The following is a 15,711-nucleotide window of genomic DNA, read 5'->3' on the forward strand; positions in this document are numbered from 1 at the left end:
TGGCGCCTCGGCACGATCCAGTGCATAACTCACGACCCCGATGCGCCGGATCACAACCGCTCAGACGCGGGCAGGCAGGACGGGGCCGAACGCTTCCAGTACTGCGCCGGGGTGCGTATAGGCCAGCGCGTGGCCCGCGCCCTCGATCACCGCCTGCCGCGCGCGAGGGTTGCAGGCGGCCAGCTTGTCCTTGCCGGCAAGCGGGATCACGTCATCCTCTGCGCCCCAAACGGCCAGCACGGGCAGTTTCGCGGCGGCGATGTCGCGATGATGGCCGGCCTGGTCGTCGTCCAGTATCCCCCGCAGCGACCGCAGCACCCCGGGCAGGAAGCCGCGGTACTCCAGCTCGGCCTTCTGCCGGTCGACCATGCCCTCGACCCGGCCGGGCAGGCCGCGCTCGGCCTCCAGCGCGTTGCCGTAGCTGCGGGCATAGAAAGCAAAGAACAGCCATGTGCCCAGCCAGGGATGATTGACCACCAGCCGCGCGACCGGACCCAGATCGTGGCCCAGCCCGGCCGGCGCCAGCAGGATCAGCTGCCGGACCCTGTCGGGATGCGCCGCGGCAAAGGCCGTGGCAATGGCGCCACCCATCGAATACCCCAAAAGCGTCACACGCCCCGTCACCCCCTGATCTGCCAGCAACTCGTCGAGTTGGGCAAGGAAGAATGCCGCGTCCTGTGCCCCGCGCGGCCGGTCCGAAAAGCCGCGCCCGTAAAGATCGTAGGTCAGCACCCTGTAGCCTGCGGCGGCCAGGCCCCGCGCCACCGGCCCCCACACGTAGGCGGCCGTCGTCAGCCCGTGAATGCAGACAACGACCGGGCCGTCATCGGGCCCGAACCACCGGTAATGGGTCCGCCCCCGCGCAAGGTCCGCGAAATCCCCCGAGGCCCGGGCGCGCTCGGCGGCCCCCAGGGGCTTGCGCCGCCATTCGCCGAGGAACGGCGCCGCCACGAGGAGCGCAACAAGCCCCCAGAGGGTCCAGCTCATCCGCTGGCACCCCGGAAGGCGTCGAGAATGTAGCGGCTTGTCATCAGGTCCAGATGCGCGCCGCCGCCGTTCTTGAACAGCGTGATCTCGTCGGCGCTTTGCCGGGCGAATTTCGCCGCGTCGTAATGATCGGCAACCAGGTCGTCGCGGTTGATCGTGCCTGCCTCCAGCGGGATTTTGATTTCACCGATATGGCCGACCGTGGTGTCGAAGCTGTCGACGAAAATGCGGGCGCGGCGCAGGGCCGTATCGTCGACCTCGCGCATGTCGGGGCGGTAGGCACCGATCAGGTCCACGTGCTGGCCCGGTTGCAGCCAGTCACCCTTGATCAGCGGTTCGGTCGACATCGTGGCAGAGGTGACGATATCGGCATCCCGCACCGCGCGTTCCAGGTCATCGGCCACGCGCAGGCCGGGGCAGTCGGCCGCCATCGCCTCGGCGTTTTCACGGGTGCGGTTCCAGACACGGAAGCGGGCATCGGGGAACGCCGCGCGATAGGCATCGAAAAGCGACCGGCCCACCGTGCCGGCGCCGACGATCAGGATGTTCCGGCTGTCCTTGCGGGCCAGCTGCGTGGCAGCGTACAGGCTGTCACCGGCGGTTTTCCACTTGGTGACCAGGTGAAAATCCACGATCGCGTCCAGACCGCCCGTCATGTCCGAAAACAGGCTCACGGCGCCATTGATCATCGGGTCGCCCTTGCCGGGATTGCCGGGAAAGATCGTCGCAGTCTTGACGGCCATGCCCATCCCGTCGATCCACGCCGCCCGCGACAGCAGCGTGTCCGGATCCCGGTAGAGGAATGTATCGCCGATTTCCGCGCGGGGCTTTTCATGACCGGCCTTGAATGCCGCGCACAGGTCCAACCAGTCAAGATTGGCCTCGCCCTCGTCGAACGGAATGATGGTGATGCTCATGGCGTGTCCTTCCCCTGTGTCGCGGCCGAGTCTTGCGTGCCCGGGCGCGGGCGTCAATCAGGGTCTCAGCGGCGGTAGCGGGCGATTTTCGTGACCCGCGCACCGCCCTTGGCGGAGTCGCGCCAGAGCAGGTACAGCCCCGACCCGATGATGAGCGCGATCCCGATCCACGCGGTCGCGTCCGGGAAGGTACCGAAAACGGTGATTCCCCACATGATCGCCATGGGCATCGCCACGTATTCGAAGGGCGCGGCGAAGGCGGCCTCGGACAGCCGGTAGGCCTGGCTGATGAACAGCCCGCCCAGCAGGCCGCTGACCCCCAGCATGATCAGGATGGGCCAGTCCCCGGGCGCGACAGGCACCCACGCCCTCAGCAAGAACTCCAGCGACGGGTGCGCGGAACCCGCGAATTTTCCATGTCCCAGCGCGAGCCCGAACAGCGTGCTGGCGATAAGGAAGGTGATCTGGATGTAGATCGCCATCGTGGCGGCGCTTTCGGTGCCGCCGATCTTGCGCGTCAGCATGTGCAGCGTGGCATAGAGAAAGGCCGCCGTGATCGGCAGGAGCGACGCCACCTGGAAGGCCGACGTGCCCGGCTTGACGATGACGAGCACCCCGACGAACCCCACCGCGATTGCCGCCCAGCGCCGCGGGCCGACCGTCTCGCGCAGGAAAATCACCGAAAAGACGGTGATGACCAGCGGCGAGACGAAGAAAACCGCGATCGCGTCCGCGATCGGCAGCGCCGCGAGACCGAGGAACAGGCACATGTTGGCACTGACCACGCAGAACCCTCGGACGAGATGAACAAATGGCCGCCGCGTCCTGAGTACCGTGAGCCCCCCGGCGAAGGGCATGATGACCGCGAAGAAGGTGACGCTGGCAATGATCGCCCGGATCAGGACGATCTGGTGCAGCGCGTAGCGGTCAGACAGGAACTTGATGCCCACGTCATTGAGCGAAAAGCACATCACGGCGGCGAGCGCGCAGAGCGCGCCGAGCAGGTTCGTACGCTGTACGGTGGCGGTGGTCGTCATGCTCGTCTCATTGATCGGGCGGTCCGGGCGCGTATCGGCCCCGGCATACCCGTCCAGCAAAGGGAAGCGGCCGGGCTTTGTAAACCCCTGCCGCTTGCATCGCCCGGATCATCCGGCCGCGCCGCGCAGGGCGCGTTCCAGCGCATCGAGGAAACGCGACCGGTCGGCGCGGGTGTACCCGCGCCCGCCACCTTGCCGGAACGGGTCGGCCGCGCGCAGATCGGCCATCAGGTCGCGCGTGGCAAGGATGTTACCGATATTGGCCGCCGTCAGCGCCTCGCCGTCGGGCTTGAGAACCTTCGCGCCCGCCTCGACGCACCGGGCGGCAAGGGGGATATCGGCCGTGACGACAACATCGCCCGGCCCGGCGCGGTCGGCGATCCACTTGTCGGCCTCGTCCGGCCCGTCCGGCACGATGACCGTGTCGACCAGCGGATTGGCCGATGGACGCAGGCCGCCGTTGGAGACGAAATTGACCCGCACCCCGTGGCGGTTGGCCACCCGCTCCACCTCGGCCTTGACCGGGCAGGCGTCGGCGTCGACATGGATTGTCACGACGGCTGCGCCAGCGGCCGCGGGTGCCGGATGCGCTTGCTGTCCGCGAAACGGGCCGCGGTCACTCCGCCGCCCTTTCGCCGGACTTCTTCACCTTGTATTCCTCGGGGATGGGCATCCGGTTGAAGGCGTCCAGCCCCGCGATCTTGTAGGCTTCGGCCAGCGTGGGATAGTTGAACGTGTTCTTGACGAAGTAATCCACCGTGCCCTTGAGGTTCAGCACGGCCTGCGCGATGTGGATGAGCTCCGTCGCGCCCTCGCCGACGATCTGCACGCCCAGCACCCGGCGGGTCTTGAGGCTGAAAAGCATCTTCAGCATCCCGTGTTCCAGCCCCATGATGTGCCCGCGCGATGTTTCGCGAAAGCGCGCAACGCCGACCTCGTAGGCGATGCCGCGTTCCTGCATCTCTTCCTCGGACATGCCGCAGGTGCTGATCTCGGGGACGGAATAGATGCCGTAGGGGAACCACGGGCTTTCGGGCAGCGTCGGCGTTTCGAGCGCGTGGCAGGCCGCGACGCGGCCCTGCTGCATCGACGTCGAGGCAAGGCTGGGATGCCCGATCACGTCGCCGGCGGCATAGATATTCGGCACCGCTGTCTGGTAGGTCTTGCGGTCCACCTCCAGCCGGCCGCGATGATCGGTCTCCAGCCCGACGGCCCCGAGATCAAGCTTGTCGGTGGCGCCCATGCGCCCGGCGGCGAACAGCAGCATTTCGGCCCGCACGTGGCGCCCGTTGGCAAGGCTGACCTCGACGTGATCACCGCTGTCCTCGACCTTGTCGATGGCCGAGCCGAGACGCAGATCAACGCCGTTGTCACGGATCTGGTGGGTAAATTCCTCGATGATCCGGGTGTCGATGAAATCGAGGAAGCTGTCGCGCGGCTCGATCAGGGTGACCCGCACGTCGAGGGCCGAGTACATCGTGGCATACTCGACGCCGATCACCCCCGCGCCGACAACGATCAGGTTGCGCGGGATCCGGCCCAGTTCGAGGAACTCATCGCTGTCGACGACTGTCGATCCGTTGAACGGCACGGTATCGGGGCGGTAGGTTTTCGTACCCGTCGAGATCAGGAAATTGTCGGCGGTCAGGCGGGTCACGTCGCCCGCTTCGGTGGCGACCTCGATTGTGTGCGAATCCACGAAGCGCGCCATGCCGTTCAGCGTTTCGACATGGTTGCGGTTGAACTGGTGTTCCAGCACGTCGACCTCGTAATCGAGCGTCTTGTGCAGGCGCGACTTGAGGTCCTGGGCGCCGATATCCTCCTTCACGCGGTAAGACCGGCCGTAGAAGCTCCGCTCCCGCCAGCCCGAAAGGTTCAGCACGGTCTCGCGGAGGGTTTTCGACGGGATCGTGCCGGTGTGGACGGAAACGCCGCCGAGCCTGTCCTTGCGATCGACCACGAGGACGCGGCGCTTGAGCTTGCCCGCCTGAATGGCGGCGGACCGCCCGGCCGGGCCGGAGCCGATGATGATAAGGTCGTAGTGGCTCATGCTTTACCTTCCCGGTTCTGATGAGGGGGTCGCGGCCCTAGCGCGCGTAGAGCGCCTCGGCGTGGAAGGCCACGTGATCCTCCATGAAGGTGGAAACGAAGAAATAACTGTGATCGTATCCCGGCTGCATCCGCAGGGTGGCCTGCTGGCGCCGGGTTGCGGCGGCTTCGGCCAGCGCCTCGGGCATCAGCAGGTCAAGGAACTGGTCCTTGGTGCCCGTATCGGTGAGGACGGGGCCATCGAAACCGGCCTCGCGCATCAGCAGGGTCGCGTCATGGGCGGCCCACGCGGCCTCGTCCGGGCCGAGATAGGCGCCGAACTGCTTGCGGCCCCAGTCGGAGCGCGAAGGATGGCAGATCGGCGCGAACGCCGAAACCGAGGCGAAGCGTCCCGGCAGCCCCATCGCCAGCGTCAGCGCCCCGTGCCCGCCCATCGAATGGCCACTGATCGCCTGACGCTCCTCGTCGACGGCGAAGGTCCGGGTAATCAGGCGCGGCAGTTCCTCGGCGACGTAATCCCACATGCGGAAATTCGGGCGCCACGGATCCTGCGTGGCATTGACGTAGAATCCCGCCCCCTGCCCGAGGTCGAACGCATCGTCATCCGCCACGCCCGCACCCCGCGGCGACGTGTCGGGAAAGACGAGCGCGATGCCCTGTTCGGCGGCCCATCCCTGCGCACCGGCCTTGACCATCGCGTTCTCGTGCGTGCAGGTGAGGCCCGAAAGGTACCACAGTACCGGCACCGGCCCGTCGCGCGCCTCCTCGGGAAGGAACAGACCGAAGGTCATGTCACAGCCCGTGACCTCGGATTTATGGGTGTAAACGCCCTGCACCCCGCCGAAGCAGGCGTTCTCGGATACCGTTTCCATGGCTCGTTCCTCCGCTCGCAGATGGATGGCACGTGTTGACCACGGTGACACCGGCTCTGGCAACCCCCGTCATGCGTCATATCATTCAATAAAGCGGCGCAACCCAGCCGATCACCAGCGACACAGTCACGACCGCCACCGTCGTCGAGATCAGGATGGCGGCCGAAACGCGTTGCGGCGCGACATCGTAGTGCTGCGCGAGGATGTAGACATTGCCGGCCACGGGCAGGGCGGCCGCGGCGATCATGACGGCCGCCGGGTACGGGTCGACCGGGAACAGGACAAGCGCCGACAGCGCCACGAAGGCAGGATGCAGCACCAGCTTGCAGAACGACAGCCAGCCCGCCACGAACGGGCGCTCGGCCGACTTGGACGCCAGCGACGCGCCGATGGCGAAGAGCGCGCCCGGCGTTGCCGCCCCACCCAGCAGCGTCAGGAACTGGTTCATCACTTCGGGGATCGGAAGGTCGAACGCCGACCACGAGAGCCCCAGAACGATCGAGACGATCATGGGGTTTTTCAACAGCCCCATCCCCACGGTGCGCAGGATGCCCAGCGACATCCGCCCGTCGCGCGTGCCGGTGACGATGATGACGATGAGCGAACTGAACACGATGAGGTCCACCGCCAACACCAGCATCACCGGCCCGATCGCCGCCTCGCCCATGAGCAGGGTAAGCATGGGCACGCCCATGAACCCGGTATTGCCGATGACGGCGCATTGCGCCTCGAAGGCGGCCACCTCGGCCTTGGCCCGGCGAAAGAGAGCGACAAGCGTGGCGAGCCCGTAGACCATGCCACAGCCCCAGAGATAGGCGATGACGAAGTTCCAATCCAGCACGTCGCCAAGCGACAGGTTGGCGGAAAAGCGGAACAGCATCGCCGAAAGCGCGAAGTAGAACACGAACTTCGTCAACCAGGCGGTCGCGGCCTCGGTGAAGAACCCGGTGCGCCCGGCGCCGTAACCCAGCCCGATGATCAGGAAAAACGGCAGGGTCTGCAAGAAGATCGCCAGCATGGACGCTTCGTAGCATCCCCGCCGCCGGGGTCAATCTTGTTCGGCCGGGAGGGGGCGCTGCCCCCGTCGCCCTTGCGGGCGACTCCCCCGGGGTATTTCGCCCGAGAAGAAACCGCGGTTCGGTCACCCGCTGCCGATCAGCACGCCCGCGCCGAAGACGAGCGCCCCGCCCAGCACGACCTGGAACGCTGCGCGAAAGAACGGCGTTTCCATGTAGCGGTTCTGGATCCACGCGATCGCCCAGAGTTCGATGAAGACGACCGCGATCGCGATGAACGTGGCGGTCCAGAAATCCGGGATCAGGTAGGGCAGCGCGTGGCCCAGACCGCCCACGGTTGTCATGACGCCCGAGGCCAGGCCGCGCTTGAACGGGCTGCCGCGGCCGGACAGCTCGCCATCGTCGCTGGCCGCCTCGGTGAAGCCCATCGAGATGCCCGCCCCGACAGAGGCGGCCAGACCGACGAGGAAGGTCGTCCACGTGTTCTGCGTGGCGAAGGCCGTGGCGAAAATCGGGGCGAGCGTCGAGACGGATCCGTCCATGAGCCCGGCAAGACCCGGTTGCACCCAGGTCAGCACGAACTGGCGCTTGGCCGTTCGGTCCTCGACCTCGCGGGCATCGGCGGCGACATGGGCTTCCTGCAATTGTCCGGCGCGGTCATGATGGCGTGCCTCGGCGGCGGCCAGGTCTCCCAGCAACTTGCGCGTGTCGGCATCCGCCGTGCGCTGCGCCGCCTTGAGGTAGAAGCGTTCAGCATCCCGTTCCATCAACTCGGCCTCGTCACGGATGCGGTCGATTCCGAGATTCTCGACCAGCCAGACGGGGCGGCGCGCGTAGTAGCCGGCGACGTGCTCGCGCCGGATAAGCGGAATGACATCTCCGAACCGTTGGCTGTGCAGGCCGATGAGTTGGCGGCGGTGGCTGTCTTCTTCGGCGGCCATGCCGTCGAACATGCGGGCGGTATCCGGGTAGTCGGGGCGCAGCATTTCGGCGTAGCTTCGGTAGATGCGTGCATCGTCCTCCTCGGAAGAGATCGCGAGCGCGAGAATTTCCTGTTCGCTCAGGTCGGAAAAGCGGCGGCGGGAGGTGATACCCGGTATCATTGGCTGTACCCTTTTTAGAATGATTCCAATCTACCACGACGCGGCGGGGGTTCAAGCCCGCCATGCCAACGTGACGATCACGGCGGGCCCCGATCCCCCGGCGAGGACCTGCTTGCGGGGAGCGGGCGGCGCCGTCTAGACTGGCGCGGCGACGCGAGGGGGACGGGCATGACGGCCATGGCTGCCGAGATCAAGAAAGGCCGGAAGTTCGAGCAGGTGCTGGAAGGGGCGCGTGAGGTGTTCATGCGTGACGGCTTCGAGGGCGCCAGCGTCGATCACATCGCAAGGTCGGCCGGCGTCTCCAAGGCGACGCTTTACAGCTATTTTCCGGACAAACGACTGCTTTTCTCGGAGGTCGCGCGGCTGGAATGCAACCGGCAAGCCGAGGAGGCATTGCACGTCATCGGGGAGGACGCGCCGGTCGAGGAGGTTCTGCGCGAGGCGGCGAGCCGGATCGTTCGGTTCTTCCTGTCGGATTTCGGTCAGCAGGTATTCCGCATCTGCGTGGCCGAATCCCATCGCTTCCCCGAGTTGGGACGCCGCTTCTACGCCTCGGGGCCGGCGATGGTGCGCGAAAGGATCAGTGACGTTCTGGCCCCCCATGTCGCGGCGGGCGTTCTCCGGATCGATGACATGGACCTCGCGGCGAACCAGTTCGCGGAGCTGTGCAAGAGCGACCTGTTCGTGCGCTGCCTGTGCGGCGTCTGCGAAACAGTGACCGAGGCGGATATCGACCGTGTCGTCAGCGGGGCGGTCGATATGTTTCTAGCCCGGTACAGGGCCTGACCGCCGATCGCGGCAGGCATGATCGGCGCGCGGCAAGTCCGCCCCGAGGGATGGCCGCACACCGCGTCATCCCGGCGACATGCCCCGCAACCTCTCGGATCTTCGGCGCAGCAGTTCCACCGTGGTCAGCAGCGCGATCGAGATCGCGACGAGGATCGTCGCCACCGCGAGAATGGTCGGTGAGATCTGTTCGCGCAGGCCGGTGAACATCTGCCATGGCAGTGTCTTCTGCCCGGCGGACCCGACAAAGAGCACCACCACCACCTCGTCGAACGAGGTGATGAAGGCAAAGAGCCCGCCCGAGATGACCCCCGGAAGGATCAGCGGCATCTGCACGCGGAAAAATGTCGTGACCGGATCGGCGCCCATGTTGGCCGCCGCCCGTGTCAGCGAGCGGTCGAATCCCACCAGCGTCGCCGTCACCGTGATGATGACAAAGGGAATGCCCAGCGCCGCGTGCGCCATAACGACGCCCCAGTAGGTGCCCTGCAGCCCCAGCCGTGAATAGAAGAAATACATCCCCGCCGCCGATATGATGAGCGGCACGATCATCGGCGAGATCAGGACCGCCATGATCGCGCGGCGGAAGGGCACGTGCTCGGAACTGAGCCCGATCGCGGCGAGCGTGCCGAACCCGACGGCCAGAAGCGTTGCCACCGGGGCGATCGACACCGAGTTCCACATCGCCTGCTGCCAGTCGTCGTTGGTGAAGAAATCGCGGTAATGCTTCAACGAATACCCGTCCGGGTCGAAGCGCAGCATCTCGGGCGTGAAGGTGAAGAAATTCTCGGCGTTGAAGGACAGCGGCATGACCACGAGGATCGGCGTGATCAGGAAGACGAAGATCGCCCCGCAGATCACCCGGAAGGCATAGTGCCAGAAAACCTGCCCCGGTGTCAGGTAGGGGACGAGATGCGCGCGGTACCGGCCTTCGCCGATCCAGTAGATGAACCAGCCGAAGAACCAGCCGAAAATGGTGCCGATGACGAGGCCCGGCGCCCCGCCCCAGAACAGGCCCAGTGCCGCGAAAAGACCAAGGATACCCCAGCGCACGCCCTTTTCCTGCGCGGTGTCCAGAAGGCCCAGCGCCAGAAACCCGAGCGCGGCGATGACAAGTGCACCACCGAGGATGCCCAGCAGCCCCGACCCCTGCGCGGTGCCCACGAAAAGCCCGGCAAAAGCCCCTGCCGCCGCCACGACCGGCAGCGCGAAGGACAGGGGTTTCTTTTCGGATTGTACGAGAGAAATCGTGCTCATGTCCGCTACCCCAGCTTCACGTTGTCGATGCCGACGATCTTGTCATAGGCCCAGTAGAGGACCAGCACGACAACCAGCAGGATGCTGCCCAGTGCCGCCGCGAGGCCCCAGTTGAGTGACGAGGAGATATGATAGGCGATCCGGTTCGAGATGAACGTGCCCGTCGTGCCCCCGACGATTTCGGGCGTGATGTAGTACCCGATCGACAGGATGAAGACGAGGATCGAGCCCGCGCCGATACCCGGCACCGATTGCGGGAAGTAGACGCGCCAGAACGCCGTCCAGTTCGTTGCGCCCAGTGACCTCGCTGCGCGCACGTAACTGGGCGGGATGGTTTGCATCACCGAGTACATCGGCAGGATCATGAAGGGCAGCAGGATGTGCGTCATCGCCACGATCGTGCCGAACTGGTTGTTGATCATCACCAGCCGACTGGCGTCATCCACCATGCCCAGCCAGACCAGCACGTCGTTGATCACGCCCTGTTGCTGAAGCATCACCTTCCACGCGGAGGTTCTCACCAGCAACGACGTCCAGAAGGGCAGCAGCACGAGGATCATCAGCAGGTTCGCGGTGCGCATCGGCAGGTTGGACAGAAGCCAGGCCACCGGGTACCCTAGGAGAATGCAACTGCCGGTGATCACGAGGCTCATGAAGAGCGTCCGCTCGAACAGCATGATGTAGATCTGCTGGTTCTCGGGGCGCGCCTCGGGGCCGTCGGTGCTTTTCTGCATGTCGACGGCGTTCAGGAAATAGCCACTCGTGAACTCGGGGCTGTAAATCTTGATCGTGCGCCACGTCGCGTTGGCGCCCCAATCCTCGTCCATCGCCACGAACGCGTCCTTGAACGCGATTTCGGGCTGGTCGGCCAGCATCTGCTGCGCGGCGCGAAGCTCGGCCGCGCCGGGGCCGTCATAGCCCGAAAGGTCCGCCCCGGACTTGAGATCCTGGACAAGCGCGATCTTCACGCCCTCCCACGGCTCCTCCTCGCGCACGATGTCCTCGTCCTCGATGGCCGTGAAAAGCGCAAAGGCGGCATAGGCCCGGGCGGTACGCGGCAACAATTCGGAAATTTCCGCGCCGGGCACGAACCCGATGTCACCACTGTAGTCATCGTCGGTGAGAGTGGACAGCCGGGTGCGCTGCTGACCAAGCAACGCGCTGTTGCCCGTTGCGCCCTCGCCGCCCGACATCAGCGCGTACCAGAAGGCTTCTTCCTCCCACGCGTCGTTGAAATCCTCGAGGGCGTCGATATGGTCCTCGCCGATATCGTCCACGTTGCGGCCGGACGACCGGAACAGCGAGGAGATGCCCGTTTGCTCATAATTCAGGCGGGTGCCGAGCCTTGTATGTTCCTTGGCCTCCGAGGCCATGAACAGGTCGTAATACAGGGCTTCGTAGACGATCTCGCCCGGTGTTTCCTCGGCATCGGGCGACCAGTCGGCAAGCGTCTCGACCGTGTAAGGCAGCGTGTTCGACACGATCTGGTTTTCGACCGACCGGAACAGCATGTCGAGGATCGGTGCGATGAACGTCACGAGGACAAAGATCAGAAGCGGCGCGATCAGCCCGAAGGCGCGCATCTTCTGCGCCCTCAGGGCGCGTTGCAGGCTGCGCTTCAGCGGTGTGCCGTCCGCGGCCAGAACCGGGCCGGTATCGGTTGTATCGCTCATCTTGTCCCCGTTGGAATTCTTGTTCTTGTGCGGGGGGCCCGGTGGCCGGGCCCCGCCGCGTCAATCACGGCACTGGCGGGTTACTGCGCCAGCCACGCCTGGAACTTGGCGTCGATGTCGTCACGGTAGTCCGCCCAGAACTCGTAGTTGTACAGCAACGTGTTCTCGGCGTTATCCGGATCGGTCGGCATGTGCGGGGCCATTTCGATACCCAGCTCGGCATGCTTGGTGACCTTGGGCGCCGAGGACTCACGGGCCGGGCCGTAGGAGATGTACTTGGCCTGATCCGCCAGACGCTGCGTATCGGTCGCGAAATAGATGAAGTCCATCGCGCGGTTCAGGCGGTCTTCCGGCAGGTCGGCGGGGATGATCCAGCCGTCCAGGTCGAACACCTGCATGTCCCACATCATGCCGACGGGCTGGTCCTGCTCCTCGATCACGCTGAACAGGCGGCCGTTGTAGGTCGAGCCCATGAACACCTCGCCATCGGCCAGCAATTGCGGCGTGTCCGCGCCGGCCGACCACCAGACCACGTCGTCCTTGATCTCGTCGAGCTTGTCGAGCGCGCGCTGCTGACCGTCCGCGGTCGCCAGCACGTCATAGATCTCGTCCTTCGCGACACCGTCACAATACAGCGCCCACTCCATGTTGTTGATCGGGCGCTTCTCCAGGCTGCGCTTGCCCGGATACGTTTCGGTGTCCCAGACATCGCAGACACTGCTCGGCGGTTCGGTCCCCTCGGGCACCATGTCGGTACGATACCCGAACGTGGTGGAATACACGATCTGCGGAATGAAACAGTCACTCACCAGCAGGTCGCCGAAATCATCCTCGGCCGACGTGCCGTCGGGCGCGGGGGCAAGGTGGTCGTCAGGGTCGATTTCCATCGCGAGCCCCTCGTCGCACAGGCGCATCGCGTCGGCGGCGACCACGTCAACCACGTCCCACGTGACGTTGCCGGCCTCGTCCATCGCGCGGAGCTTGGCGACGGCCTCGTTCGAGCTCTCGTCCCAGACCACTTCGAGGTCGGGGTTCATTTCCTTGTAGGGTTCGGCATAGGCGTTCACCTGGCTTGCCTGGTACGCGCCCCCCCAGGAAACCAGGGTCATGCTGTCGGCCATGTCGCCGTCTTGCGCCACCGCGGCACCCGCGGTGACGGTCAACGCCGTCGTGGCAAGAAGTGTTTTAGCGAGTTTCATCTCATACTCCCAAGTATCATCCCGTTTTCGTTCTCGGGCTTCGCGTTACGGGTGAAACCAACGAAGCCTCAGGGTAATCGCGCCCGGCCGGGCGCGAATGCTTCATGATCCTAGACCGTATCAAGTGCACGGCAATCGCGCGGCAGCCAACCGATCTCGACCTGTTCGCCCGGCTTGAGACGGCGCTGATCGGCCGAATTGCGTGTCTTGATGATGAAGTCGTCCTTGCCCGCAACTTTCAGGCGGGTCCGGAACACGTCGCCCATGTAAATGAACTCCGCCACCTCGGCCTTGAGCGTGTGCGCGTCCTCGCCCAGCTTGGACACGTCGACCTCGACGCGTTCCGGCCGGATCGAGATCGTCGTCCGCTCCCCCGGCTGGCTGACATTCACCGGCTTGGCGTCGATCAGCTCGCCATCGTCCAGCTCGACCAGCGCGAGATCGCCCTTGATCTCCTTGATGGTGCCTTCCATCGTGTTGTTTTCGCCAATGAACTGCGCGACGAAGCTGTTTTCGGGGCTTTCGTACAACTCGTCCGGCGCGGCAAGCTGCTGGATACGACCGTCATCGAACACGGCAACCCGGTCCGACATCGTCAGGGCCTCGGTCTGGTCGTGGGTCACGTAAACGGTCGTGATCCCCAGCTCGTGCGCGAGGTTGGTGATCTCGAACTGCATGTGCTCGCGCAGCTGCTTGTCCAGCGCGCCCAGCGGCTCGTCCATCAGCACCAGCTCGGGCTCGAAAACCAGCGCGCGCGCCAGCGCCACCCGCTGTTGCTGCCCGCCCGAAAGCTGCGCCGGCCGCCGGCCGCCGAACTCGCCCATCTGCACCATTTCCAAGGCGCGCTTGACCTTTTCCTCGCGCTGCGACTTGCCGATCTTGCGCACTTCCAGCGGAAAGCTCAGGTTCTCGGCGATCGTCATGTGCGGAAACAACGCATAGTTCTGGAACACCATGCCGATCCCGCGCTTGTGCGGCGGGATGTTGTTGATGCTGACCCCGTCAAGCATGATCTTGCCGTGCGTGGCCGTCTCGAAGCCCGCCAGCATCATCAGGCATGTGGTCTTGCCCGATCCGGACGGCCCCAGCATGGTCAGGAACTCGCCCTTGGGCATCGTGAGGTTGAGGTCCTTGACGACGAGTGTCTCACCGTCATAGCTCTTCTGAACGCGCTCGAACTCGACGAACGCATCGCTGTTCTTTGACCCGGTCAAAGGTAGCTCCCCGTGTTTATTACCGTGGTTTTCCCACGCTCGCCGGAAAATAAAACGCCAAAATTTTCCCGATGCAAGCTGAATGCCGCAAATTTTTAGCTGACGCGGGGCCTGCAGGAAGATTTTATCGTTTCCGGACAAAATTCAGGCAGATCGCCTGTTTACCTTCGTAGTGACCGGCCCCGCCGCATCCGGTGACGGGGCGGGGCCGGCATGTTTGCACGACCCTCAGCCGAGAACCTTGCCCGCGGCCTTCACCGTCTTCGTCACGATCTCGTCGGCTTCTTCGCGCGTCAGGCAGAAGGGCGGCGCAAAGCCCAGGATATCGCCCTGCGGCATGGCGCGGCCGATCACGTGATCCTCGGCCAGGGCCGCGGCAACCTGCGGGCCGACCTTGTCGGTGGCATCGAAGAAGGTACGGCTGTCGCGGTCCTTGACGAATTCGACGGCGCAGAGCATGCCCTCGCCTCGCACCTCGCCCACGTTGGGATGATCGTCCAGCGCGTCGGCCATCGTCCGGGTCAGGTAGGTCCCGACATCGCGGTTGTTGGCGATCAGGTCCAGCTCGTCCAGCAGCTTGAGGTTGGCAACCCCGGCCGCGGCCCCGACGGGATGCGCCGAATAGGTCCAGCCATGCCCGATCGGGCCGTTCTCGTCGGTGCCCTGTTCCAGTACCTTCCACATACGGTCACTGACGATGGAGCCGGAAAGCGGCGCATAGGCGCTGGTCAGGCCCTTGGCGATGGTGATCAGATCGGGCTTGAGCCCGTAATGATCGCTGCCGAACATCGACCCGAGACGCCCGAAACCGGTGACGACCTCGTCTGCGACAAGCAGGATGTCATGCTTTTCGAGGATCGGCTGGATCGCCTCCCAGTACCCGGCGGGCGGCGGCACGATGCCACCGGTGCCAAGGACGGGCTCGCCGATGAAGGCGGCGATGGTGTCGGCGCCCTCGCGGTCGATCAGCGCCTCCAGCTCGTCGGCGCAGTGCTGCACGAACTCGGCCTCGCTGAGGTCGAGATTGTCGCGGCGATAGTAATAGGGCGCCTCGGTGTGGATCACCTGGCTGAGCGGCAGGTCGAATTTCTTGTGGAACAGGTGAAGCCCCGTCAGCGACCCCGTCATAAGCCCCGAGCCGTGATAGCCGCGCCAGCGGCTGATGATCTTCTTTTTCTCGGGCCGGCCGAGGATGTTGTTGTAATACCAGATCAGCTTGACGTTGGTCTCGTTGGCATCGCTTCCCGACAGGCCGAAATAGACCTTGCTCATGTGATCGGGCGCGCGGTCCATGATCATCTTGGACAGGGTGATGCTGGCCTCGGTGCCGTGCCCGACATAGGCATGGTAATAGGCCAGCTCCTTGGCCTGCTCGGCGATGGCGTCGGCGATGTCCTGCCGGCCATAGCCGACGTTCACGCAGTAGAGCCCGGCAAACGCGTCAAGCAGCTTGTTCCCGTCACGATCCTCGATATGGCAGTTCGTGCCACCGGTGATCACCCGGTTGGGCGCCTCGCCTCGCGCGAATTGCGCGAGGTGGGTCGAGGGATGGAAGAAGTTTTCACGATCCCATTGATCGAGTTGGTCATTGCGCAGCATCG

General features: G+C 64.9%; 14 protein-coding genes. 1 reads left to right on the forward strand and 13 read right to left on the reverse strand.

Features of this window, described 5'->3' with window-relative positions:
- Positions 1 to 60 precede the first annotated feature (60 nt).
- The 8 genes from ACH107_RS13490 to mbfA form a co-directional block, all read right to left on the reverse strand.
- Positions 61 to 987, reverse strand: coding sequence for an alpha/beta fold hydrolase (locus ACH107_RS13490; protein WP_412506270.1), 927 nt, complete (start codon positions 985 to 987; stop codon positions 61 to 63).
- Positions 984 to 1,904, reverse strand: coding sequence for an ornithine cyclodeaminase family protein (locus ACH107_RS13495; RefSeq protein ID WP_412506271.1), 921 nt, complete (start codon positions 1,902 to 1,904; stop codon positions 984 to 986). The genes ACH107_RS13490 and ACH107_RS13495 overlap by 4 nt, the downstream gene beginning before the upstream one ends.
- A 65-nt stretch (positions 1,905 to 1,969) precedes the next feature.
- A complete protein-coding gene (locus tag ACH107_RS13500; RefSeq protein WP_412506272.1) occupies positions 1,970 to 2,941 on the reverse strand; it encodes a DMT family transporter in 972 nt (323 codons plus the stop codon).
- Between the two features lie 108 nt (positions 2,942 to 3,049).
- The gene (locus ACH107_RS13505; RefSeq protein ID WP_412506273.1) at positions 3,050 to 3,496 is read right to left on the reverse strand and encodes a YaiI/YqxD family protein; all 447 of its coding nucleotides are present in this window, start codon (positions 3,494 to 3,496) and stop codon (positions 3,050 to 3,052) included.
- A 61-nt stretch (positions 3,497 to 3,557) separates the two neighbouring features.
- Positions 3,558 to 4,991 carry a Si-specific NAD(P)(+) transhydrogenase gene (sthA, locus tag ACH107_RS13510; RefSeq protein ID WP_412506274.1) on the reverse strand — a complete coding sequence of 478 codons (1,434 nt, stop codon included), beginning with the start codon at positions 4,989 to 4,991 and terminating at the stop codon, positions 3,558 to 3,560.
- Positions 4,992 to 5,028: 37 nt separating this feature from the next.
- Positions 5,029 to 5,862, reverse strand: coding sequence for an S-formylglutathione hydrolase (gene fghA / locus ACH107_RS13515; RefSeq protein ID WP_412506275.1), 834 nt, complete (start codon positions 5,860 to 5,862; stop codon positions 5,029 to 5,031).
- 85 nt (positions 5,863 to 5,947) lie between these two features.
- Positions 5,948 to 6,880, reverse strand: a complete 933-nt coding sequence (locus ACH107_RS13520) for an AEC family transporter (protein ID WP_412506276.1) — start codon at positions 6,878 to 6,880, stop codon at positions 5,948 to 5,950.
- A gap of 123 nt (positions 6,881 to 7,003) precedes the next feature.
- The gene (gene mbfA / locus ACH107_RS13525; protein ID WP_412506277.1) at positions 7,004 to 7,981 is read right to left on the reverse strand and encodes an iron exporter MbfA; all 978 of its coding nucleotides are present in this window, start codon (positions 7,979 to 7,981) and stop codon (positions 7,004 to 7,006) included.
- Positions 7,982 to 8,149: 168 nt separating this feature from the next.
- On the opposite strand from mbfA, the gene ACH107_RS13530 reads away from it, so the two are divergent.
- The gene (locus tag ACH107_RS13530; RefSeq protein WP_412506278.1) at positions 8,150 to 8,767 is read left to right on the forward strand and encodes a TetR/AcrR family transcriptional regulator; all 618 of its coding nucleotides are present in this window, start codon (positions 8,150 to 8,152) and stop codon (positions 8,765 to 8,767) included.
- 66 nt (positions 8,768 to 8,833) lie between these two features.
- Here the strand turns inward: ACH107_RS13530 and ACH107_RS13535 are convergent, their stop codons facing one another.
- From ACH107_RS13535 to ACH107_RS13555, 5 genes are all read right to left on the reverse strand, one after another.
- Complete coding sequence (locus tag ACH107_RS13535; RefSeq protein WP_412506279.1) at positions 8,834 to 10,024, reverse strand: ABC transporter permease; 1,191 nt, start codon at positions 10,022 to 10,024, stop codon at positions 8,834 to 8,836.
- A 5-nt stretch (positions 10,025 to 10,029) separates the two neighbouring features.
- The gene (locus ACH107_RS13540) at positions 10,030 to 11,697 is read right to left on the reverse strand and encodes an ABC transporter permease (protein WP_412506280.1); all 1,668 of its coding nucleotides are present in this window, start codon (positions 11,695 to 11,697) and stop codon (positions 10,030 to 10,032) included.
- 80 nt (positions 11,698 to 11,777) lie between these two features.
- Complete coding sequence (locus tag ACH107_RS13545) at positions 11,778 to 12,896, reverse strand: extracellular solute-binding protein (RefSeq protein WP_412506281.1); 1,119 nt, start codon at positions 12,894 to 12,896, stop codon at positions 11,778 to 11,780.
- Positions 12,897 to 13,006: 110 nt separating this feature from the next.
- The gene (locus ACH107_RS13550; protein WP_412506282.1) at positions 13,007 to 14,110 is read right to left on the reverse strand and encodes an ABC transporter ATP-binding protein; all 1,104 of its coding nucleotides are present in this window, start codon (positions 14,108 to 14,110) and stop codon (positions 13,007 to 13,009) included.
- Positions 14,111 to 14,338: 228 nt separating this feature from the next.
- On the reverse strand, positions 14,339 to 15,709 hold the full coding sequence (locus ACH107_RS13555) for an aspartate aminotransferase family protein (protein WP_412506283.1): 1,371 nt from the start codon (positions 15,707 to 15,709) through the stop codon (positions 14,339 to 14,341).
- Between the last annotated feature and the right edge of the window lie 2 nt (positions 15,710 to 15,711).

It is taken from the genome of Roseovarius halophilus (ex Wu et al. 2025) (assembly GCF_047086965.1).